Genomic DNA, 22,308 nt, shown 5'->3' with positions numbered 1-22,308 from the left:
GGTTGCTCACGCTCGACGAGGACCATCGCGCGCTGCTCGTCCTGGCGGACGTGGGCCCGGGTCGGCACGGCATTCGCTGGCAGTTCGATTGACCCCGGCGTCAGCCGGCTGGCATGCCTTTGCTTTGCACAGCAGCGCTTTATCCTCCTTATACCCTAAAGAGTCAAGGGTCCCGGACTGATTGCCAAGGCCTCTTCCGCCGGGCAATCCTGGCATCCGGGCAGGCGCTTCGGGCGCCGAGAAGATCACAGAGTTCGACTGTAAATCTCTTAACTGACGCTCGTATCGCGCCATCCGCGATGCACGGATCGTGCATGCCGGCGCGTGATCCCTCGCGTTCCCGAAGCGGTTGTCCCACCCCGCGGTAGTGGGGCCGTGGCCCACTCGGCCCCCGCCAACCCATGAAGGGAACCGAAGCTCGTGATACCCAGTCGTCGCAATCGACTCATCGCGCGCGGTGTCGTCGCACTGGTCACCGGAGGCGTGCTCGTCCTCGGCACCGTGGCGTTGGCCGGCGGCGCTTTCGCTGCCACACCGGCTCACTCATCAATGGCAGCAGCCGATCCGTACGCCCCGGATTACCGGCACCCGTACCGCCGGTTCGAGCAGCGACAGTTTCCGCTGTTGCGCATCGAGGCCGACGCGGATGCCGACCGGCATCGGCAGATTCGGCCCGGCGTGTCCGAACTCGACGTTGCCCAGGACCGGGATGTCACGGTCGCCGAGGACGTCGAGCACGATCTCGGAGAGGGTCGGGGACGCGTCGTCGTCGGGTGTGCCGAGTCCGTCGATCGCGTACGGGACGCCCACGACCATGCCGGCGATCCGATCGAGGATGCCGGAGTGTCGCAGCACGTGTAGATAGCTCCACACGTACGATGCCAGGCCGCCCATCTCCTCCCAGAACAGCACCGCCCCGTCGAACCATTCGAGCGGCAGCGCGAAGGGCGTCGCCTGCGCCAGCACGATGCGATTGATCACCCCGCCGATCAGCCGGCCCTCGGCACGACCGGCACGCCAGCACTCCCACGACGCGCTGGTAGGCAGCGCTCCGATCGCGTCCGTACCGGTCAGCAGAGTCGAGTAGAGCTTCTCGAGTTCCGCTTGCCGCGCCGCGGGCGCAGCCTGCCAGTGTCCGCCGAGTCCAGGCGTGGCCAGGTCGGCATGGAACCCGACCAGACCCGTGCGCGCATAGAGCACCAGATGCAGCAGTGAGATGTCGCTGTAGCCGAGGATCGGCTTGGGGTCGGCAGTGACCGCCTCGAAGTCGATCAGGTCGAGGTAACCGAGCGCCGTCTGACCGCCGTCGTGCGCGACGATCGCACGCACCTCGGGATCACGCAGAAGAGCATTGAATTCCCCGGCGATCTCCGCCGGCGTAGCCGCGCTCCACCAACGGTGCCGCCCCGCTTCGAGGAGCGGCGCCCGCCGCACACGGAATCCCATCCGCTCGAGCACGATCACCGCCTGCTCAAGGTCAGGCTCGTAAACCGCATGCAGCGGCCCGGACAGCGATGCGATCACGACAAGATCCCCGGGCCTCAGGGCACGAGGCCGAAGCAGCTGAGGCGGTCGAGGCAGTTGAGGCAGCAGCACAGCACCGGTCACCGACGCAGTATCCCGACACCCGCAATAACACGCGACACAATTACCGGTCTCCTCGTGAGTCCGCGGGTGGAGCCACCGCCCGCTGCCCGAGCTCGGTCACAGGATCGGCGCGCGCTGCGCCACCTCGCTCAGCAGCTGCTCGGCGGTCTGTTCGGGAGTGAGCTCGGATGTGTCGAACCACCAGCCGACGTCGCCGAAATCCCGGCGCAGGTCGGCTTCCAGCTGGTGGTAGCCGTCGAATTGCCAGCTCTCGTCGGGGTCGCGGGTCGCGTTCCGCTGCTGGCAGACCGCAATCGACGGCGCCAGGGTGACCAGCCGGACCGGCCTCGGCGCCATGAGCCCGACAAGGAAGTCGAGCTCCGCCCGGTCCACGGCGAGCTGATCCAAGAACACCGGAAAGCCGTAGTCGATGAAGTTCGAGGCCAACGCGGCCAGATTCCGGTCGCACAGTTCCCGATGCCGCAAGGCCTCCTCACGCGGCTCGCCGAGGCCCCACACGAAGCCCCGGAGGATCATCTCGTTCAGGTCATCGGCCTTCACGCGCGCCGCTCGCGGCAGCAGCCGGGCGGCCTGCCCGGACACGGTCGTCTTCCCCGCCCCCGGCATCCCCGCCACGATGACGCAGCCGGACAACTCTGTCGTATTCACAGCCGCGATTGTGGCCGTGGGCTGCGGGTATCGGCAAGGGACTATCAGCCCGCAAACGGTGGCTGATCACGTGGTGCGAGTCCGATACAGGTGGCGGTGAGCAGGCGTAGCAGGGTGCTGGTGAAGTCGCTGACGTCGATGGCTGATAGGTCGGGGTCGCGTTGCCGGGCGGCGGCCAGGCTGGGTGCCGGGTGGGCTACCTGCCACAGCGTGGCCGCCAGGGCGTCGGTGGCCAGGACGAGGTCGCCCGCGGCGCGCGCATCGAGGTACGGGGCTGCCGCGGCGATGGCGTCGACCATTGCGGTGATCGGTTCGCGGGTCTGCCTTTTGAAGTCGATGACGCGTTCGACGTCGATCTCGTGCTCCAGGTGTAGGGGCACGTGGGCGAGCAGGTCACAGAAGAGCGGGTCGGCAGCCAGGGTGGTGGCGAGGACCTCGGCCAGTCGCCGGGCGTCGGTTTGCCGTCCGTGGAGGGCGTCGCGGACGGCGTGCGACCAGCGGATCCAGCCGTCGGCGGCGAGGTGGAGCAGGACCTCCTTGTGGGAGCCGAAGTAGCGGCGCACCGCGGAGTGGTGGACGCCGGCGCGCTGGGCGATGGCGACCAGGGTCAGGGAGGCCACCCCGTTTTCGAGGGCGAGGCCGCGGGCGGCGTCGATCAGGTCCTGGGAGCGCCGGCGCTTGCTCTCGGCCGAGCGGGCGCGCTGGAACGGGGCGGTGGTCACGGCGACGAGAATAACGCGCATGATGTGCGTTGCGCTTTCGCCGAGTTCGTCCTGACGTCGTTAACGCACAGAGTGTGCGCTAACTCCTGGAGGGCGACATGACCACGAACGGCAGCCGGCAGACCCTGCTCGTCACGGGTACGACGTCCGGCATCGGGCGGGTGACCGCTCTGGACGCGGCCGCGGCCGGATACGCGGTCGTCGCGACCGGCCGCGACGAAGAGCGAATGAAGGACCTGGAGCGGGAAGCCGCACGCCGCGGCGTCGAACTCGACATCCGCTTCCTGGAGATCACCGACCACAAGGCCGTCGAGAATCTGGTCTCCGAGGTGGCCCGCGGCTACGGCCACATCGACGCGGTCGTCTCCAACGCCGGCGGCATCTTCGCCCTGGGCACGGCCGAACAGATCACCATGGACGGCTACCGCTTCGTGATGGAGACCAACTTCTTCGGCAACCTCGCCGTCATCAAGGCGGCGCTGCCCCACCTGCGCGCCGGCAAGGGCCGCCTGATCGTGGTCACCAGCGCCAACGGCGTGATGGGCGCTCCGTACAACGAGGCGTACGCCGCCTCGAAGTTCGCCCTGGAAGGCGCGGTGGAGTCCCTCGCCCCGGTCGTCGCCCGCTTCGGGGTGAGGACCACGATCGTCGAGCCGGGCCCGGTCGTGACCGGTGTCATGGCCCCGAGGCGGCTGGCGAAGCTGCTGCCGAACGAGCAGGTCGCCAACAGTCCGTACCCCGAGCCCTGGGACCTGCTGACCCGGGTCATCGCCAACACCGGCGGTGTGCAGCCGGTCGAGGAGATCGGCCCGCTTTTCCTCGACCTGCTGGCATCCGACAATCCGCCGCTGCGCTTCCAGACCGCGCCGTGGGCCGTCGACTTCGTCGCCCCCAAGATCGCGGCCGACATCGACGGGGGCAGGGTCGCCGCGGCATCAGAGGCCTACCTCGCGCTCGCCGATTGAACACACCCGACGCATGATGACCGCCGCGGCCGTTGACAAGGGCCAGGGGTCACATTAATTTCTCCGGCAGAGTTCATCCACATGACGCCTGTTCACATATATAAAATCTCAGCCCACATATGTGAATGGATGAGGCATGGACGCGGGTTCACCACCAACCCAGCTAAGGAGAATGTGCGATGGCGCACTACAGGATTCGAGGTCGCACGGCCGGCATCGGTGCGGGGGCCCTGGCCCTCGCGCTGCTCGCCGTACCCGTCATCGGGGTGAGCATGGCGGGTACGGCCGCGGCCGCCGGAGCGCCGTCGGCGGCGACCCTCAATCCCAACGTCGCTCCCGGCGGCAATTTCGATCTGTCCCGCTGGGAGCTCCAACTGCCGATCGGCTCGGCGGGATCACCCACCACGATCCTGCCGTCCAGCCTGGAGGGGGCCAACGGCTTCCAGGACAGCTACTTCTTCACCGACACGACCGACGGTTCGATGAGCTTCTGGGACCCGGAGAACGGTGTCACCACACCGAATTCGAACTACGCTCGCTCCGAGCTGCGCGAGATGAACGCGGACGGGTCCGCGGCCAACTGGTCCATACCCGGCACGCACACGCTGTCCGCGACGGTCAAGTCGACCGAGATCCCCGACCACGTCTGCGTCGGACAGATCCACCTCGGCCAGAACAGCACCTCGACCAAGCCGCTGGCGGAGCTGTACTACTACAGCAACGGCCAGATCGTGCTCGGCATCGAGGACAGCCCCTCCGGCGGCCAGACCCCGCACACCATCACCAGCGTGCCGCTCGGCACGCAGTGGAGCTACGTGCTCGGCCTGTCCGGCGGAAACACGATCAACCTGACCGTCAACGGTACGAAGCAGAGCTTTGCGATGCCCTCGTCCTTCACCGGGTACCCCATGTACTTCAAGGCCGGCGACTACGACCAGTCCAGCGGCAGCAGCAGCACGGTCGGGGCGGCGGTGCAGTTCTACGCACTGAGCGTCTATCACAGCACTGGCGGTGGCAGCACCGCTCCCGCCACGCCCTCGGGTCTGGCGGTGTCCGGTGCGACGAGTTCGAGTCTGAACCTCGCCTGGACCGAGGCGAACAACAGCGATCCCGCGGTGTCCTACAAGGTCTATGAGGGCAGCACGGTGGTCGCGACGTCGACGACGACCAGTACCACGATCACGGGTCTGGCATCCGGCAGCAGTCACACCTACACGGTGACGGCGGTCGACTCGGCCGGGGTGGAGTCGACCCGGAGCGCGTCGGCGAACGGCACCACCTCCGGCAGCACCGGCGGCGGCAATCTCTCCGTGACCATCGCGAAGACGAAGGACTTCGGCGTTGGCTACACGGACACGGCCACCGTCACCAACAGCACCGGGAGCGCGATGACCGGCTGGAACGTGCAGTTCGACCTCGACCCGAGCGAGAACATCGAAAGCTCGGCCAACGTCACCTACACCAACAGCGGCAACCACTACACGCTGACGAACACCAGCTCCGACGCCACCATCCCGGCTGGCAGCACCCTGACGTTCCAGTTCAGCGGCGACTACGGGTCCTCCTATATCGCGCCGACCAACGTGGCCGTCAGCTGATCAGCCGTCAGCTAAGTCCGTTCCGATCCACGACGCTGGATCGGAACGGACGTCGCCTGTGCGACTGAAGACCGTCCTGCCCGCGCGCGCCGCTGTTACGAATTCTCCGCCTGGAGTCGGCGGACCGCGTCCAGCGCCTCGGTGACGTGACCGCCGAAGTTCATCATGGAGTTGAACGTGTGGCGCACCGTGCCCGAGCGGTCGATGACGTAGGTGACTCTGCCGGGCAGCACGACGAGCGTGGACGGTACTCCGTAGAGCTTGCGGACCTTGCCGCCCGCATCGCTGAGGAGGGTGAAGGGCAGGTTGTTCTTGCCGGCGAAGGCCACGTGCCGCTCGACGGAGTCGGAACTGACGCCGATCACGTCCGCGCCGAGGTCGGTGAATGCTTCGTAGCTGTCGCGGAAGGCACACGCCTCGGCCGTGCAGCCGGACGTCTCGTCCTTCGGGTAGAAGTAGAGCACGACGGCGTGCTCGCCGATCCGGTCGTGCAGGCTCACCTGCTCGCCGGAGTTCGACGGGAGAGTGAAATCGGGTGCCTTGTCGCCTACGCCGATGCCTTGTGACATGGGTTACGTGTCCTTTCCTTCGAGCCAGGCCGTGATGGTGTGCGCGGTCTCGGCAGGTATTTCCATGTGCGGGACGTGGCCGCCGTCCTGGCGTTGATAGCGCCGGGACGGATTGCCGCGGGTTGCCGCATCGGCGGCGGTGACGCTGACGAGGCGGTCGTGGGTGCCGTGCAGAAGCAGGACGGGGGCGGTGGTCGCGGCCATCTCGCGTCGGTGGCGGCGCCGAGCGCCGTGCAGCACGAGTGAGCGGGCCGCGCCGACGTACGCCGCGACCGGGGTGAGCCCTTCGGCCTCAGCGGTTTCGGTGAGTTCGACCTCGACGTCGAGTTGCACGTCGGCCAGCCTACTGATATCCGAGTAGCAGATGGAGAGGGCCGACAGGGCGCGCTGGCGGGCGTCCGCGACGGACCGGCGCCGGGTCAGCAGCCTCGGACCGACGATGGGCATCAGGGCCGTGGCGATGCCTGCGATCGCGGCCGGTCTAAACGTGCGCCCCGTGCCCAGGGCAGGACCGGGTCGAGGAGGACGACTGCGTTGACCAGGTCGGGGTGGGCCGCCGCCGTGATGATCGAGATCATGCCGCCCATCGAGTTGCCGACCAGGGCGGCGGGCTCCCCGATCTCCTCGCAGGAACCGCGCGAGCGGCCGGGCGTTCGCGGCGACGTGCGCCGTCTTCCTCGCGCCTGGCGTGTAGCCGAAGCCGGCGAGGTCGACGGCGACCGGACGCGTCGTGGCGGCGAGCAGCGGACCGAGGGCGGCCCAGTTCGCATGCGAGCCGCCGAGCCCGTGGACCAACACGACCCGCGGACCGTCCTCGGGCCCGCCGAACTCGACGCGGTGCGGAAGCCGCCGACTCGTGGCGATCGTCATCACGGGTCCCCGTCCCACTCGAGAGTGTCGAGTTCGCATGATATCGGCCCGCTGTGCCGTCCGACCGCGCGGTCACACCGTCACGCTGTCCCGTTCCCGTGGGACGTCTTCGGCTCGGCAAGGGCGTGCGGCACCTGCTATTGACCATCTCAGGTGGTCGCGAGTAGCGGGATCAGGTGAGCTCGGTCAGGTGTTACTCGTTGTAGTAGCCGTACACGTCCACGATCAGCTGGGTCGAGCCCTTGCTGGCGTTGTAGAGCCAGAAATCGCTGAAGCTGCTCGACGAAGTCGTGCCGACGGTGACGGCGTTCTGTGTCGTCTGCCCGGGGTTGTAGTTGACCGCCGACGTGCTCTGGATTCCGCTATCGGGCGGGAACACTCCGATGAAGCCCTGCGCCGTCGGCTGGGTGACCGTGACGTTGGCGGCGAGGGCCGTTGCCGTGTTCGGGACGGAGCGCGTGTCGAGGTACCCGCTCCGGCGTGATCGGGACGAACTTCGCTCCCGAGCCGTTGATGAAGTATCCGGAGATGTCGACGACCAGTTGCACGGTGCCGTTGCTGTTGTTGGCGAAGTCGACGTAGCCGTCCGATCCGACTTGGACCACGACCTCGTTCGGCACCGTCTGCCCGGTGGGCGATCGAATTCCCCCACGGGTCGGTCACCGTTGCGCCGAACGTGCCGGACTGCGCGACCGGCACGAGCGCCGGGTTGGTCTGGCCGAACGTGGCGGCGAGCGGATCGTCCGTCTCGTAAGCGCCACGGTCGTAGTCGGTATAGGTCCCTGAACCGGCATTGGCCACGTCCGGATCATCGACGCGCGCGTTGCCGTAGAAGTCCGTCGACAGTTCGCCAGGGGCATCGGCGTTCGCCGAGTCGATCGCGTCAGCGGTAGCCGTCGAGTTCTGATCGTCGCCGCCCTGACCGGTCGCCGCCGTGAACGCAGCGGGAGCGGCGTAGCCGACGCCGGCCCACGAGTAGACGTCCGGGATCGCCGTAGAGTTGGTGGCGAAGTCGTTGTAGCCCTCTGTCGTGCCCTTAGTCGACGAGCTGTCTACGAGCAGATCGACCTGGGACGCCGTGACTACGGGACACTCGTACGACGAGGGCGCTCCGTCGAACCAGGCGGAGACGCCGACGTTGTTCTGCACAGAGGCGGACGACGAGCCAGAGGCGAGGCTGATCCCAGCCTTGCACGCAGCGATGATGACGTTACTCGTGACGTCCGATGATGGCACGCCGACCAGCGAGACAGCCGGACCATCCTGATTGTCGACCGAGTTCGTCGTGATCACGTCACCGGAGCCGCCGTCGGCGTAGATGCCGCCGTCGCTGGAATAGGTCTCGATCCGGCTCCTGCTCACCGTGACGTACGACGAGCCGCCTGCGATCGATATACCTGCTCCCCTCGAGTAGATGTACCCCTGTCCTGAGTAGTCGCCGTCCAGCGTGACATGCGAAGACTTCGGCACGACAATGCCGCTGAGGTTGGCGTCTTCGTAAGTTGAGATTCCTTCGATGTCCACATAGGACGCGTCGGCCACGGTGACCGCCACCGCAGTGCTGCTCGGTGAGCCGGCCCCGCTGATTCCAGCTCAGATGCCATTGCAGGCGCTTGCCGGAGATGGTGGTCCGTTACGCCTCAGACATCGCATGGATCTGATTCGTCATGTCCTGATGCGTGGACTGCACATCCGAGGCGAACGACTGGATCACCGTCGCCACGTCTCGCACCGTGTCCTCGTTGATCATCGGCCACTTGATACCGATGAAGTTCGGAAGCGTCACCACCTCCCACGGCGGATCCAACGCCACGACACACCCCACCCCTCGTCCACCCGTGCGATCAAGATCCCGTTGCCCCCAACGGCTCGCTCACGATAGACACCCGCGACAGCGAACGTCTAAATCAGCGGGCGACTTTACGTCGCATTTACGCCGGCAAGGCTTCCATATCGCGCCAAACTCTATGAATGCGACTATTGTCGCGCATCCGCTTCGAGCGGCTATATGGGACAACCAAGGTCCCGAAGGTGCCGACGGTGGCGTACGGCTGAGAAACAAAAAACCGCAGCTCAGTGAGCTGCGGTCCTGATCACGTGGGTGCCCCCGGTAGGATTCGAACCTACGCCACCGCCTCCGGAGGGCGGTGCTCTATCCCCTGAGCTACGGGGGCGGCAACGGTGAGAACTGTACCAGTTCCGGGGAAGCGGACGCGCGGGGGTTTGGGCGGGGGTACCTTGGGGCGTGTGACCACCACACCTTCATCTGGGCTTGAGGACACCGCTGACCTGCATGCTTCCGCCGGACCCGGGCGGCGGCCGCGGGTGCTGGTGGTGGACGACAACGAAGTCATCCGGCAGTTGATCGCGGTGAATCTGGAACTCGAGGGGTTCGAGGTTCATCTCGCGGAGGACGGGATGGACTGCCTCGAGCGGCTCGACGACGTGCAGCCGGACGCGATCACCTTGGACGTGGTGATGCCGCGGCTCGACGGGTTCGCGACGCTGGCGCGGCTGCGCGGGGCGGCCGCGACGAAAACGCTGCCGGTGGTCATGGTCACGGCGTGCGCGCAGGACAGTGACCTGGCACGGGGGCGTGAGCTCGGCGTGCAGGCATACTTGACCAAGCCCTTCGATCCCGCAGAGCTGGTCCGTACGGTAAGGTCAGCCGTCTTAAGTCGAGCTTCAGCTTTTTCTGCTCCGACACCTCGTACAGACGGCTCTTACAAATAGACTGTGTGACCATGACCCTAGTGTCCGACCAAGAATCCGCAGGCCCGCCGCCCGAAGGTGGCATCTCGCCGGCACCTTCGGCCCCGGCCACGGGTGAGCCGAGCCTGGCCGAACTCTACCTGCGCACCGCACACCGCATCCGTCGGCGGTCCGCACCCTCCTACGACCAGTTCGGGCTGACCGAGGCGCAGGCGCGGGCGCTGCGGGTGATCTCGCGTTACGAGCGGCCTCGGATGGCGGACCTGGCGCAGGCGCTCGAGGTGGTACCGCGCTCGATCACGTCCATGGTGGACACGCTCGAGGCGGCCGGCTTCGTCGCGCGGCAGAACGACCCCACGGACCGGCGGGCGACGATCGTGGTGCTCACGGAGGCGGGGCACGAGGTGCTCAGCCGGGTCGGGCGGATGCGCGCGGAGGCCGCGGAGCAGCTGTTCGGGAAGCTGGGCACGGCGGAGCAGACGGAGCTGCGGCGGATCCTGGAGATCCTGGACGCGGGGGAGGAGCCGCTGCCGCCGCGCCGCGGGGGCTCGGGAAGACCCCACGGTCGAAGGTAGAGATAGTAGAGGTAGAGGTCGTAGTACGTAGTACAGGTCGTAGAGGTAGCGGTGGCGAAGCCGCAGGCCGTACGTCAGCAGGGCCGTACGTCATAAGTAGGGCCACGGATAGCGCGGCCGAAGTCGGCGGGGCCGAAGGTAGCTGGCGGCTGCCACCGTGCGGAAGATACACCGTGCGGAAGATGCGCGGACTGCCGTCGCGGGGCCGTGGACCCCGCGACACGCTGCCACACCCGAGCGCCGCCGCCCCGCCTCGGGCGTCCGCGTGCCGGTCAGGATTGGGGCGGCGGCGGGGCGGTCCCGTAGCCTTGGATCGTGACCCCAGCCGAACTCTCCGCCACCGTGCTCGCCGCGATCCGCTCCACCGTGGACGCCGGGGAGCTTGCCCTGCCCGCCGACGTCCTGGCTTCGCTGGAGGTGACCGTCGAGCGGCCGAAGAACCGCGATCACGGCGACTACGCCACGAACGTCGCGCTGCAGCTGGCGAAGCCCGCCGGGCGGCCGCCGCGGGCCGTGGCCGAGCTGATCGCGCCGCGGCTGGCCGAGATCGCCGGGATCGAGTCGGCGGACGTCGCCGGGCCGGGGTTCATCAACGTGACCCTCGATGTCGCGGTGCAGGGGGAGCTGGCGCGGACGATCGTGCTGGCCGGGGCGGAGTACGGGCACACCGACACCTTCGCCGGGCAGAAGATCAACCTCGAGTTCATCTCGGCCAACCCGACCGGGCCGATCCACATCGGCGGCGTGCGCTGGGCCGCCGTCGGCGATTCGCTGGCCCGGATCCTGCGTGCGAGCGGCGCGTCGGTGACCTCCGAGTACTACATCAACGACGCCGGGACGCAGATCGACAAGTTCGCGGCCTCGCTGTACGCCGCGGCGCAGGGGAAGCCGGCGCCGGAGGACGGATACGTCGGCGAGTACATCAAGGAGATCGCCGATCGGATCGTCGGCGAGCACCCTGATGTAACGGCGCTGCCGGAGGGCGAGCAGCTGGAGGTCTTCCGCGAGGAGGGTCTGCAGCTGATGACCGATCAGATCAAGCAGTCCACCGAGGATTTCGGCACGCACTTCGACGTCTGGTTCTCCGAGAAGTCGCTGCACGAGTCCGGCGCCGTCGAGAAGGCGCTCGACCGGCTGCGCGAGCAGGGGCACGTCTTCGAGAAGGACGGCGCGGTCTGGCTGCGTACGACGGACTTCGGGGACGACCGGGACCGCGTGCTGGTGCGTTCCAACGGGGAGAAGACGTACTTCGCCTCGGACGCGGCCTACTTCCTGGACAAGCGGGACCGCGGCTTCTCGCCCGCGATCTACCTGCTCGGGGCCGATCACCACGGGTACGTGGGGCGGCTCAAGGCCATCGTGGCCTGCGCGGGTGCGGATCCGGACAAGGACATCGAGGTCCTGATCGGGCAGTTCGTGAAGATGCTCAAGGACGGCGAAGAGGTCCGCATGTCCAAGCGGGCCGGGAACATCATCACCATCGACGACGTCGTCGAGTGGATCGGCGTGGACGCGGCCAGGTACGCGCTGGTGCGGCAGTCCACGGACTCGAACATCACGCTCGACATCGACCTGCTGACCCGTCAGTCCACCGACAACCCGGTCTACTACATCCAGTACGCGCACGCGCGGATGTGCTCGGTCAGGCGCAACGCCGCCGAGATGGGCATCGACAAGGGCCCGGCGGAGGACTTCGACCCGGGGCTGCTGCGCCACGAGAAGGAGAACGACCTGCTCGGCAAGCTCGGCGAGTTCCCGCTGGTCATCGCGAAGGCGGGCGAGCTGCGCGAGGCGCACCGGGTGGCGCGCTACCTGGAGGAGCTGGCGGGCGTCTACCACCGCTTCTACGACGAGTGCCGGATCCTGCCGAAGGGCGACATCGAGCTGCCGCCCGAGCTCACCCGGGCCCGGCTGTGGCTGGCCGAGGCAACCCAGACCGTGATCGCGAACGGGCTGGAACTGCTCGGGGTCTCGGCGCCGGAGCGGATGTGAGCACGTTGGCCGCGATATCTCGAACCGTCAAGAGCGAAGGGAACCAGCGATGAGCCGAGCCGCGCACCCGGCGGGACCGCGGTACGCCGACGTGCTGCCCGCGGGCGGCGTCGGCGCGCCGCCCGCCGACCTCAACGCGCTCGACCCGAAGGTCTGGCCGATCACGGCCGGCCGGGACGAGGAGACCGGGCAGCTCATGCTCGGCGGTCTCGCCGTGCGCGAACTGGCGGCGCGTCAGGGCACGCCGGCCTACGTGCTGGACGAGGCCGACTGGCGCCGCCGCGCGCAGACCTGGCTCGCCGCGTTCGGCGACTACAGCCGCGACGAGCCGCCGGTGCACTACGCGGGCAAGTCCTTCCTGTCCAAGGCGATCGCCCGCTGGGCCGCCGAGGAGGGCCTCGGCCTGGACGTGTGCTCCGGCGGCGAGCTGGCCACCGCGCTGGCGGCCGAGTTCCCCGCGCACCGGATCACCTTCCACGGCAACAACAAGACCGCCGCCGAACTCTCCCGCGCGCTGGACGCCGGGGTCGGCCGCTTCGTGGTGGACTCGCAGCTGGAGATCGAGCGGCTCGCCTCGCTCGCCGCGGAGCGCGGGACCGTCGCGCGGGTGATGGTGCGGGTCACGGTCGGGGTCGAGGCGCACACGCACGAGTTCATCGCCACCGCGCACGAGGACCAGAAGTTCGGCTTCTCGCTCGCGGGCGGGGAGGCGGCCGAGGCGGTGCGCCGCGTGTTCAAGCACCGGGGCACGCTCGACCTGGTCGGCCTGCACTCGCACATCGGCTCGCAGATCTTCGACACCGCGGGCTTCGAGACCGCCGCGCACCGTGCCGTGGGGCTGCTCGCCGCGATCCGCGAGGAGCACGGCGTCGCGCTGCCCGAGCTCGACCTCGGCGGCGGACTCGGCATCGCGTACACCAGCGAGGACGACCCGGAGGACGCGTTCACGATCGTGGCCGCGCTCAAGGCGATCGTCGCGCGCGAGTGCTTCGGCTACGGGCTGCCGACGCCGCGGATCACGGTCGAGCCGGGCCGCGCCATCTCCGGACCGCCGGGGATCACGCTCTACGAGGTCGGCACGGTCAAGCCGCTCGAAGGCCTGCGCACCTACGTGTCGGTGGACGGCGGGATGAGCGACAACATCCGCACCGCGCTGTACGACTCGGCGTATACCTGCGTGCTCGCCTCGCGCACCTCCGAGGCCGAGCCGATGCTCACCCGCGTGGTCGGCAAGCACTGCGAGTCCGGGGACATCGTGGTCAAGGACGCCTGGCTGCCGGCCGACGTGGCGCCCGGCGACCTGCTCGCTGTCGCCGCGACCGGCGCCTACTGCCGCTCGATGGCCTCGAACTACAACCACGCGCTGCGGCCGCCGGTGCTCGCCGTGCTGGACGGGGCCGAGCGGGTGCTGGTGCGCAGGGAGACGGAAGAAGATCTGCTCTCGCTCGACCTGGGCTGAATCCGGTTGTCCGGAGCGCCGCGGGCCGCAAGACTTACGGTCTCACCCAGTGGACGTCGTGGGACTTCCGCCGACCGACAGGTGAGACTGGTCAGACACACAGTGGATACGGAAGGTCTTGAATCATGAGCGAGCGCCCACTCAGGGTGGCGTTGTTGGGCTGCGGGGTCGTCGGCTCCGAGGTGGCCCGGCTCATGACGACGACCGGCGCCGACCTGTCCGCCCGGATCGGCCGGCCGGTCGAACTCTCCGGCATCGCGGTGCGCCGCCCGGCCCGGGCCCGCAACCTCCCGGTCGACCCGGCCCTGTTCACCACCGACGCCCGCGAGCTCGCGGCGCGGCCGGACAACGACGTGGTCATCGAGGTGATCGGCGGCATCGAGCCCGCGCGCAGCCTCATCCTGAGCGCCATGGAGGCCGGCGCCAGCGTGGTCACCGCGAACAAGGCGCTGCTGGCCGAGCGCGGCGCCGAGCTGCACGCGGCCGCCGACAAGTTCGGCGTGGACCTCTATTACGAGGCCGCCGTCGCCGGGGCCATCCCGCTGCTGCGGCCGCTGCGCGAGTCCATCGTCGGCGACAAGGTCGAGCGGGTGCTCGGCATCGTCAACGGGACCACGAACTTCATCCTGGACCGGATGGACTCCACCGGCGCCGGCTTCGACGAGGCGCTGGAGGAGGCCACCGAGCTCGGCTACGCGGAGGCCGACCCGACCGCGGACATCGAGGGCTTCGACGCCGCAGCCAAGGCCGCGATCCTCGCCTCGCTGGCCTTCCACACCAAGGTGACCGCCGCGGACGTCTACCGCGAGGGGATCACCCGGGTCACCGCCTCCGACGTGGCCTCGGCCCGGGAGATGGGCTCGGTCGTGAAGCTGCTGGCCATCTGCGAGGTGGACAAGGCGCGCGAGTCGGTCACCGCCCGGGTGCATCCGGCGATGATCCCGCGCTCGCACCCGCTGGCCGGGGTCCGCGAGGCGTACAACGCGGTCTTCGTCGAGTCGGAGGCGGCCGGACAGCTGATGTTCTACGGCCCGGGCGCCGGCGGCACGCCGACCGCGAGCGCGGTGCTCGGCGACCTGGTGGCCGTGTGCCGCAACCGGGTGAACGGCGGGCGCGCGCCGAGCGTGACCGCGTACGCCGACCTGCGGGTGAGCCCGATGGGCGAGGCGCGCACCCGGTACCACATCTCGCTGGACGTGGACGACAAGGCGGGCGTGCTCGCGCAGGTCGCACTGATCTTCGCGCAGCAGGACGTGTCGATCCAGACGGTGCGTCAGGAGGGCCGCGGGGACGACGCGCGGCTCGTGGTGTCCACGCACGAGGCCACCGACGCGGCGCTGAGCGGCACGGTCGAGAAGCTGCGGGCGATGCCCACGGTGCGCGCCGTCGCCTCGGTGATGCGCGTTGAAGGCGATTAGGCAGAGCAGGGATGATGGCCAGTCAGCAGGAGGAGAGACCATCATGAGCACGCAGGCCGAGCAGCGGGTCGGGCGCCAGTGGCGCGGGCTGATCGAGGAGTACCGGGACCGGCTCCCGGTGACGGCCGAGACCCCGGTGGTGACACTCGGCGAGGGCGGCACGCCGCTCGTGCCCGCCCCGACGGTCTCCGAGCTGACCGGCTGCGAGGTGTACCTCAAGGTCGAGGGGATGAATCCGACCGGCTCCTTCAAGGACCGCGGCATGACGCTGGCCATCTCCAAGGCCGCGGAGGCCGGGGCCAAGGCCGTGATCTGCGGTTCGACCGGCAACACCAGCGCCTCGGCGGCGGCCTACGCGGTGCGCGCCGGGATGATGTGCGCGGTGCTGATCCCGGACGGCAAGATCGCCATGGGCAAGCTCAGCCAGGCGCTGGCCCACGGCGCGAAGATCCTCCAGGTCGCGGGCAACTTCGACGACTGCCTCACGATGGTGCGCGAGCTCGGCGAGAAGTACCCGGTGGCCGTGGTCAACTCGGTCAACCCGGACCGGCTGGCCGGGCAGAAGACCGCCGCCTTCGAGATCGTGGACGCGCTCGGCGACGCGCCGGACGTGCACGTGCTGCCGGTGGGCAACGCGGGCAACATCTCCGCCTACTGGATGGGCTATTCGGAGTACGCGAAGGACGGCGTGTCCACCCGCCGGCCGCGGATGTTCGGCTTCCAGGCGGCCGGCGCCGCCCCGTTCGTCTCCGGCGGCCCGGTGGCCAACCCGCAGACGATCGCCTCCGCCATCCGGATCGGCAACCCGGCCTCCTGGGACCTGGCGATCGCCGCGCGCGAGGAGTCCGGCGGCCTGATCGAGTCGGTGACCGACCGTCAGATCCTGTCCGCCTACCGGCTGCTGTCCGCGCAGGAGGGCGTATTCGTCGAGCCGGCCAGCGCCGCGGGCGTGGCCGGGCTGCTCAAGCTGGCCGAGGAGGGCCGGCTCGAGCGCGGGCAGCGGATCACGGTCACCGTCACCGGCAACGGGCTCAAGGACGCGGACTGGGCCATCAACGGAGCGCCGCGCCCGCCGAAGGTAGCCTGCGACACCGTCAGCGCGGCCGGGGTGCTGGGGCTCGCGTGACGTTCGACGCACGACTGCGCCGGGGGCCGGTCACCGTCCGTCCCCCGGCGACGAGCGCCAACCTGGGCCCCGGCTTCGACGCCTTCGGTCTCGCGCTCGAGCTGCGCGACGAGGTGACCGTCGAGGCCACCGACGGCGGTCTGGAGCTCGAGATCAGCGGGGAAGGCGCCGAATCCCTGCCGGTTGATGAAAATCATCTGATCGTCAGGTCCCTGCGGGCCGCCTTCGGCCGGCTCGGCGTACAGCCTCCGGGGCTGCGGGTGCGCTGCGTCAACCGGATCCCGCACGGCCGCGGGCTCGGCTCCTCCTCGGCGGCGATCTGCGCGGGCATCATGGCCGCCCGTGCCCTGGTCGTGGACGCGGAGCTGGCCCTCGACGCGTACGGCGCCCTGGACCTGGCGAACGAGCTCGAGGGCCACCCGGACAACGTCGCGCCCTGCCTCGTCGGCGGATTCACCACCGCGTGGCTGCAGCCGGACGGGGTGGACGTGCTCAGGATCGACCCGGCCGAGGGGGTCTCGGCGGTGCTCTTCGTGCCGTCGCAGCCTCTTTCCACGCACGTCGCGCGGGGCCTGCTGCCCAAGGACGTGCCGCACGTCGACGCCTCCTTCAACGCGGGCCGCTCCGGGCTGCTCGCGCTCGCGCTGACCGCGCCCGACCTGCGCCCGGAGCGACGCAGGGAACTGCTGTTCGCCGGCACCGAGGACCGGCTGCACCAGGGCTATCGCGCCGCCGCGATGCGGCCGACCGCGGAGCTCGTCACCCGGCTGCGCGCCGACGGGCACCCGGCCGTGGTCTCCGGCGCCGGACCTTCGGTGCTGGCCTTCGGCGTGGCCGGCGCACCCTCGTTGCGCGCGGCGGAGTATGCTCGCGGCGGAGATCCGCGGGTGGGCGGCCCGATCTGGGGCGCCGCGGAACTGCCCGTCGCGGCCGTCGGGGTGGTCGTCGATGAGGACGAAGCCGGCTGAGCGGGGTGACGGTCAACGCGCGCCTGTCGGTACGGTCAACGGGCGCCAATCAGTACGTTCGGCGAAACGCCGTGCACATGGAAGGTGGGGAATGCCACGACGGCGAGAAAGTGTTAGTCTGGTAACCGCAACCGGTGTTCGCGGCGGTATGTGGGCTGACTAGGATCCCCCCGATAGGATTTTCGGCAGTCAGCATGCCCGTCGACGTTCGAATACTGTTGCCCCCTCCTCCTGGCAGTCCCGCCACGGTCGTACCGTGCGCGCGGCCGTATCGCGCCGCCAACCGGACGGCCCCTCGACGGCCAGGCATCTCAACCCATGGCCCAACCGGTCGGACCCGCTTCTCGGCGGTCCCCGGGGGCACGACCGGTCGCCCTTCGGCATACAGCCGCGCGGCGCCCGCTCCAGGGAAGGACCCTTCGTGAGCGATACCACCGAACTGACCACCGCACGTCGCCGATCCACCGGCGCCGGCTCGGGCCTCGCGGCCCTGCTGCTGCCCGAGCTACGGCTCAAGGCCGCCGAGCTCGGCGTCAAGGGCGTGACACGCATGCCCAAGAGCGCCCTGATCGAGGCGATCGAGCAGCGCCAGGGCGGCGGTGTGCAGTCGGAGCGGGAGGGAACCTCCTCCTCCCGCGGCAAGGGCGCCGCGTCAGCCGCGCCCAAGGAGAAGAAGCAGCCGGAGGCACCCGCGGCGGCCGAGCAGAGCGACGACCAGCCCCGCGAGGACCAGCCCCGCGCCGCCGAACCCGCCGCTCCGGCGCGGGAGCGCACCCGCGCCCGGCGTGCCGCCTCCGCTCCGCAGACGGCCCCGCAGCAGCGGATCCCCGAGCAGCAGCGCGCCGAGGCGTCCGCCGTGCAGACCGAGATCGAGCCGCCCGCCGAGCGGCAGCCGAGCCGCCGGTCCCGGCAGCAGGCGCAGGCCGCGACCCAGTCGGCCGAGCCCGCAGCCGCGGCGGCCACCGCCGTGGTCGACGCGCCTGCCGCCGCGGCGCCGCCGCAACAGCAGGGCGCCGAGGCCAGGGGCAACGCCCAGGCCGAGGCCGACCAGCGTCCCTCGCGCCGGGAGCGCGAGCGGGAGCGCCGCCGCGGCCGCGACAGCCAGGGCAACCGGGACAACCGCGAAGGCGGAGCCCGGGAGAGCCGGGACAGCCGGCCGCAGGGCGGCGGCCAGGGCGGCGGCCGCAACGAGCAGCAGGGCGGCGGCGAGGACGGCAACCGCCGGTTCCGCGAGCGCGGCCGCGGCCGTCGCGGGCGCGAGTTCGAGGGCAACCAGAACGCCGAGCCGCAGGTCGCCGACGACGACGTCCTGATCCCGATCGCGGGCATCCTGGACGTGCTCGACAGCTACGCGTTCGTGCGCACCACCGGCTACATGCCCGGTTCCAACGACGTCTACGTCTCGCTCGCCCAGGTGCGTCGCTACGGCCTGCGCAAGGGCGACGCGATCGTCGGCGCCGTGCGCCAGCCCCGCGAGGGCGAGCGCCGGGAGAAGTTCAACGCGCTGGTCCGCCTGGACTCGATCAACGGCCTGCCCCCCGAGCAGGTCTCGCAGCGCCCGGACTTCAACAAGCTGACGCCGCTCTACCCGCAGGACCGGCTGCGCCTGGAGACCGAGCCCGGCAAGCTGGCCACCCGGATCATCGACCTCGTCGCCCCGATCGGCAAGGGCCAGCGCGGCCTGATCGTCTCGCCGCCCAAGGCGGGCAAGACGATGGTGCTGCAGGCGATCGCCAACGCGATCACCACGAACAACCCGGAAGTGCACCTCATGGTCGTCCTCGTGGACGAGCGGCCGGAAGAGGTCACCGACATGCAGCGCTCGGTCAAGGGCGAGGTCATCGCCTCCACCTTCGACCGGCCGGCCGAGGACCACACCATCGTCGCCGAGCTCGCCATCGAGCGGGCCAAGCGCCTCGTCGAGCTGGGCCAGGACGTGGTGGTCCTGCTCGACTCGATGACCCGGCTCGGCCGCGCCTACAACCTCTCCGCCCCCGCCTCAGGACGCATCATGTCCGGCGGTGTGGACTCGACCGCGCTCTACCCGCCGAAGCGCTTCTTCGGCGCCGCGCGGAACATCGAGAACGGCGGCTCGCTGACCATTCTGGCCACGGCGCTGGTGGAGACCGGCTCCAAGGCCGACGAGGTGATCTTCGAGGAGTTCAAGGGAACGGGCAACCTCGAGCTCAAGCTGGACCGCCGGCTGGCCGACAAGCGCATCTTCCCGGCCGTGGACGTGGACCAGTCCGGCACCCGCAAGGAGGAGATCCTGCTGGGCGCCGAGGAGCTGGCCATCATCTGGAAGCTGCGCCGGGTGCTGCACGCGCTCGACCAGCAGCAGGCGATGGAGCTGCTGCTCGACCGGATGAAGAAGACCAAGTCCAACGCCGAGTTCCTGATGACGATCCAGAAGACGGCGCCCGGCGGCGGCGAGTAGTACGGCCTGACGATCCAGAAGACGGCACTGTCACCTCCGGGCGGCGGCGAGTAGTACGGCCTGACGATCCAGAAGACGGCACTGTCACTTCCGGGCGGCGGCGAGTAGTACGGCCTGACGATCCAGAAGGCGGCACTGTCACCTTCGGGCGGCGGCGAGTAGTACGAGTAGTAGCGATCCGCAGGATTGCAGGATTGAGCGTGCGGGAGGCCGGGAATACCCGGCCTCCCGTCGTTGTAGGATGGTACGTCGGTCCCGGTTCCCGCTCCGCGCTCCCGCGGTGGCGACCCGGCGGCCCCGAGAGACCCTAGGAGCATCATGAAGCCCGGTATCCACCCCGAATACGTGGTCACGACCGTGACCTGTGCCTGCGGCAACTCGTTCGTCACCCGGTCCACCGCGTCCAGCGGCCGGATCAGCACGGAGACCTGCTCGCAGTGCCACCCGTTCTACACGGGCAAGCAGCGCATCCTCGACACCGGCGGCCGGGTGGCGAAGTTCGAAGCGCGCTTCGGCAAGAAGAAGTAGCGCGCCCGACGGCGCCGGCGTGGCGGGTGTGACCCGCTCCGCTGGCGCCGTCTCGCGTATCCGGCCTCGTGCCGGTGACCCGCTCACCGCAACAGCTACGCAGTCTCCGAAAGGCAGTGGACCCGGGTGTTCGAAGCGATCGAGCAGCTCCTCGTCGAGTACGCGGAGCTCGAGGCGCGCCTGGCCGATCCCAACGTCCACACCGACCAGGCCCTGGCCCGCAAGCTGGGCAAGCGCTACGCCGAGCTGGGCCCGATCGCCGAGACGTACCGGGCGTACCAGGCCAACGCCGAGGACCTCGGGGCCGCGCGCGAGCTGGCCGCCGAGGACCCGTCCTTCGCCGAGGAGCTGTCCGCGCTGCAGGCCCGGCGCGGCGAGCTGGAGCAGCGGCTGCAGGAGCTGCTGATCCCGCGCGACCCGAACGACGAGAAGGACGTCATCCTCGAGATCAAGGCGGGCGAGGGCGGCCAGGAGTCGATGCTGTTCGCCGGGGACCTGCTGCGGATGTACCTGCGCTACGCCGAGCGTCAGGGCTGGAAGACCGAGCTCATCGAGTCCACCGACTCGGATCTCGGCGGCTACAAGGACGTCTCACTGGCCGTCAAGTGGCGCGGCACGCCGCAGCCGGGCGAGGGCATCTGGGCCAGGCTCAAGTACGAGGGCGGCGTGCACCGGGTGCAGCGCGTGCCGGTGACCGAGTCGCAGGGCCGGATCCACACCTCCGCGGCCGGCGTGCTGGTGCTGCCAGAGGCCGAGGAGGTGGACGTCGAGATCAACGCGAACGACCTGCGCATCGACGTCTTCCGCTCCTCCGGGCCCGGAGGCCAGTCGGTGAACACGACCGACTCCGCGGTGCGCATCACGCACCTGCCCACCGGCGTCGTGGTCTCCTGCCAGAACGAGAAGTCGCAGCTGCAGAACAAGGAGTCCGCGATGCGGATCCTGCGCGCGCGACTGCTCGCCTTCGCGCAGGAGGAGGCCGAGAAGGAGGCCTCGGACGTGCGCAAGAGCCAGATCCGCACGATGGACCGCTCCGAGCGCATCCGCACCTACAACTTCCCGGAGAACCGGCTCTCCGACCATCGCACCGGATTCAAGTCCTACAACCTGGACCAGGTGCTGGACGGGGACCTGGACGCGGTGATCCAGTCCTGCGTGGACGCCGACCTCGCGGCGAAGCTCGCCGGGAACGGGGACTGAGCGGGAGATGACCACCCCCTCCGAGACCCGCGCGACGCCGCCGGGGCTGAACCTGCTGCTGTCGGAGGTCGCGCTCGCCGCCGCGCGGCTGGCCGAGGCCGGGGTGGACTCGCCGCGCGCCGATGCCGAGGAGCTCGCGGCCTGGACGCACGGGGTGACCCGCGGCCGGCTGCACACCGTGCGGGACGGCGACTTCGACGCGCGCTACTGGGAGGCGGTGGCCCGGCGGGAGAACCGCGAGCCGCTGCAGCACATCACCGGCCGCGCCTACTTCCGCTACCTCGAGCTGGCCGTCGGCCCCGGGGTGTTCGTGCCGCGGCCGGAGACCGAGGTCATGGTCGGCTGGGCGATCGACCGGCTGCGCGAGCTGGACATCGCCGAACCGCTGATCGTGGACCTGTGCTCGGGATCCGGCGCGATCGCGCTGGCCATAGCGCAGGAGGTGCCGCGGGCCCAGGTGCACGCGGTGGAGCTGTCCGACGAGGCGCTGGTGTGGACCAGGCAGAACGTGGCCGACAGCCGGGTGATCCTGCATCAGGCGGACGCGCGCACGGCCCTGCCCGAGCTGGACGGCCAGGTGGACCTGGTCATCACGAACCCGCCGTACATCCCGCTGACCGAGTGGGAGTACGTGGCACCCGAGGCCCGCGAGTACGATCCGCAGCTGGCGCTGTTCTCCGGCGAGGACGGGCTCGACATGATCCGCGCGCTCGAGCGGGCCGCGCACCGTCTGCTGCAGGCCGGGCGCTGGCTGGCCGTGGAGCACTCGGATCAGCAGGGCGGCGCGGTGCAGCGGATCTTCCTGGAGGAGTACGGCTGGGTGGAGGCGGGCGACCACCGCGACCTGACCGGCCGACCGCGATTCTTCACCGCCCGTAAGGACGGTCCCCGCAATTGACCTGACTCGACGTCA

The 22,308-nt window shown here is 69.5% G+C and carries 21 protein-coding genes, 1 tRNA gene and 1 pseudogene; 13 read left to right on the top strand and 10 right to left on the bottom strand.

The genetic code is table 11. The features are described from left to right. Positions 1-546 precede the first annotated feature (546 nt). From VG296_RS16365 to VG296_RS16355, 3 genes are all read right to left on the bottom strand, one after another. Positions 547-1,524, bottom strand: coding sequence for a S66 peptidase family protein (locus VG296_RS16365; protein WP_325566593.1), 978 nt, complete (start codon positions 1,522-1,524; stop codon positions 547-549). 180 nt (positions 1,525-1,704) lie between these two features. Then, positions 1,705-2,256 carry an AAA family ATPase gene (locus VG296_RS16360; RefSeq protein WP_325566592.1) on the bottom strand — a complete coding sequence of 184 codons (552 nt, stop codon included), beginning with the start codon at positions 2,254-2,256 and terminating at the stop codon, positions 1,705-1,707. Between the two features lie 44 nt (positions 2,257-2,300). Beyond that, positions 2,301-2,999: a TetR family transcriptional regulator gene (locus VG296_RS16355; RefSeq protein WP_414641099.1), complete on the bottom strand. Its 699-nt coding sequence runs from the start codon at positions 2,997-2,999 to the stop codon at positions 2,301-2,303. 77 nt (positions 3,000-3,076) lie between these two features. On the opposite strand from VG296_RS16355, the gene VG296_RS16350 reads away from it, so the two are divergent. Next, positions 3,077-3,943, top strand: coding sequence for an SDR family NAD(P)-dependent oxidoreductase (locus VG296_RS16350; protein WP_325566590.1), 867 nt, complete (start codon positions 3,077-3,079; stop codon positions 3,941-3,943). 179 nt (positions 3,944-4,122) lie between these two features. Continuing rightward, the gene (locus VG296_RS33235) at positions 4,123-5,541 is read left to right on the top strand and encodes a polysaccharide lyase family 7 protein (protein WP_325566589.1); all 1,419 of its coding nucleotides are present in this window, start codon (positions 4,123-4,125) and stop codon (positions 5,539-5,541) included. 95 nt (positions 5,542-5,636) lie between these two features. On the opposite strand, the gene VG296_RS16340 is transcribed toward VG296_RS33235, so the two are convergent. From VG296_RS16340 to VG296_RS16315, 7 genes and pseudogenes are all read right to left on the bottom strand, one after another. Then, on the bottom strand, positions 5,637-6,110 hold the full coding sequence (locus VG296_RS16340; protein WP_325566588.1) for a peroxiredoxin: 474 nt from the start codon (positions 6,108-6,110) through the stop codon (positions 5,637-5,639). 3 nt (positions 6,111-6,113) lie between these two features. Beyond that, entirely contained in the window at positions 6,114-6,980 is an 867-nt protein-coding gene (locus tag VG296_RS33360; protein ID WP_325566587.1) for an alpha/beta hydrolase, read from the bottom strand. 193 nt (positions 6,981-7,173) lie between these two features. Next, on the bottom strand, positions 7,174-7,359 hold the full coding sequence (locus VG296_RS16330) for a hypothetical protein (RefSeq protein WP_325566586.1): 186 nt from the start codon (positions 7,357-7,359) through the stop codon (positions 7,174-7,176). Beyond that, positions 7,343-7,600: a hypothetical protein gene (locus VG296_RS16325; RefSeq protein ID WP_325566585.1), complete on the bottom strand. Its 258-nt coding sequence runs from the start codon at positions 7,598-7,600 to the stop codon at positions 7,343-7,345. The genes VG296_RS16330 and VG296_RS16325 overlap by 17 nt, the downstream gene beginning before the upstream one ends. A 526-nt stretch (positions 7,601-8,126) precedes the next feature. Then, a pseudogene (locus VG296_RS33220) lies at positions 8,127-8,504 on the bottom strand (right-handed parallel beta-helix repeat-containing protein); the annotation flags it as partial. A gap of 109 nt (positions 8,505-8,613) precedes the next feature. Then, positions 8,614-8,793, bottom strand: coding sequence for a hypothetical protein (locus VG296_RS16320; protein ID WP_325566584.1), 180 nt, complete (start codon positions 8,791-8,793; stop codon positions 8,614-8,616). A 289-nt stretch (positions 8,794-9,082) separates the two neighbouring features. After that, positions 9,083-9,154 (bottom strand) — tRNA-Arg (locus VG296_RS16315). 151 nt (positions 9,155-9,305) lie between these two features. Here VG296_RS16315 and VG296_RS16310 point away from each other — a divergent pair. The 11 genes from VG296_RS16310 (at position 9,306) to prmC (ending at position 22,293) form a co-directional block, all read left to right on the top strand. Further along, positions 9,306-9,713, top strand: coding sequence for a response regulator transcription factor (locus VG296_RS16310; protein ID WP_349259581.1), 408 nt, complete (start codon positions 9,306-9,308; stop codon positions 9,711-9,713). A gap of 11 nt (positions 9,714-9,724) precedes the next feature. Then, a complete protein-coding gene (locus VG296_RS16305; protein WP_325566582.1) occupies positions 9,725-10,267 on the top strand; it encodes a MarR family transcriptional regulator in 543 nt (180 codons plus the stop codon). A 315-nt stretch (positions 10,268-10,582) separates the two neighbouring features. Next, positions 10,583-12,259 (top strand): arginine--tRNA ligase, encoded by a 1,677-nt coding sequence (gene argS / locus VG296_RS16300; RefSeq protein ID WP_325566581.1) that lies wholly within the window; start codon positions 10,583-10,585, stop codon positions 12,257-12,259. A 49-nt stretch (positions 12,260-12,308) separates the two neighbouring features. After that, positions 12,309-13,718, top strand: a complete 1,410-nt coding sequence (lysA, locus tag VG296_RS16295) for a diaminopimelate decarboxylase (RefSeq protein WP_325566580.1) — start codon at positions 12,309-12,311, stop codon at positions 13,716-13,718. A 125-nt stretch (positions 13,719-13,843) separates the two neighbouring features. After that, positions 13,844-15,136, top strand: coding sequence for a homoserine dehydrogenase (locus VG296_RS16290; RefSeq protein WP_325566579.1), 1,293 nt, complete (start codon positions 13,844-13,846; stop codon positions 15,134-15,136). A gap of 43 nt (positions 15,137-15,179) precedes the next feature. Continuing rightward, positions 15,180-16,262, top strand: coding sequence for a threonine synthase (thrC, locus tag VG296_RS16285; protein ID WP_325566578.1), 1,083 nt, complete (start codon positions 15,180-15,182; stop codon positions 16,260-16,262). Next, entirely contained in the window at positions 16,259-17,230 is a 972-nt protein-coding gene (gene thrB / locus VG296_RS16280) for a homoserine kinase (protein ID WP_325566577.1), read from the top strand. Before thrC ends, thrB begins: the two co-directional genes overlap by 4 nt. A 421-nt stretch (positions 17,231-17,651) precedes the next feature. Further along, the gene (gene rho / locus VG296_RS16275) at positions 17,652-19,667 is read left to right on the top strand and encodes a transcription termination factor Rho (RefSeq protein ID WP_325566576.1); all 2,016 of its coding nucleotides are present in this window, start codon (positions 17,652-17,654) and stop codon (positions 19,665-19,667) included. A gap of 318 nt (positions 19,668-19,985) precedes the next feature. Further along, the gene (gene rpmE / locus VG296_RS16270; protein WP_325566575.1) at positions 19,986-20,195 is read left to right on the top strand and encodes a 50S ribosomal protein L31; all 210 of its coding nucleotides are present in this window, start codon (positions 19,986-19,988) and stop codon (positions 20,193-20,195) included. Positions 20,196-20,321: 126 nt separating this feature from the next. Continuing rightward, the gene (prfA, locus tag VG296_RS16265) at positions 20,322-21,395 is read left to right on the top strand and encodes a peptide chain release factor 1 (RefSeq protein ID WP_325566574.1); all 1,074 of its coding nucleotides are present in this window, start codon (positions 20,322-20,324) and stop codon (positions 21,393-21,395) included. A 46-nt stretch (positions 21,396-21,441) separates the two neighbouring features. Next, a complete protein-coding gene (gene prmC / locus VG296_RS16260; RefSeq protein WP_349259579.1) occupies positions 21,442-22,293 on the top strand; it encodes a peptide chain release factor N(5)-glutamine methyltransferase in 852 nt (283 codons plus the stop codon). Positions 22,294-22,308: the final 15 nt, after the last annotated feature.

It is taken from the genome of Actinospica sp. (assembly GCF_035552695.1).
In the GTDB taxonomy this organism is placed as follows: domain Bacteria; phylum Actinomycetota; class Actinomycetes; order Streptomycetales; family Catenulisporaceae; genus Actinospica.
This window is presented reverse-complemented; position numbering and strand designations above follow the sequence as displayed.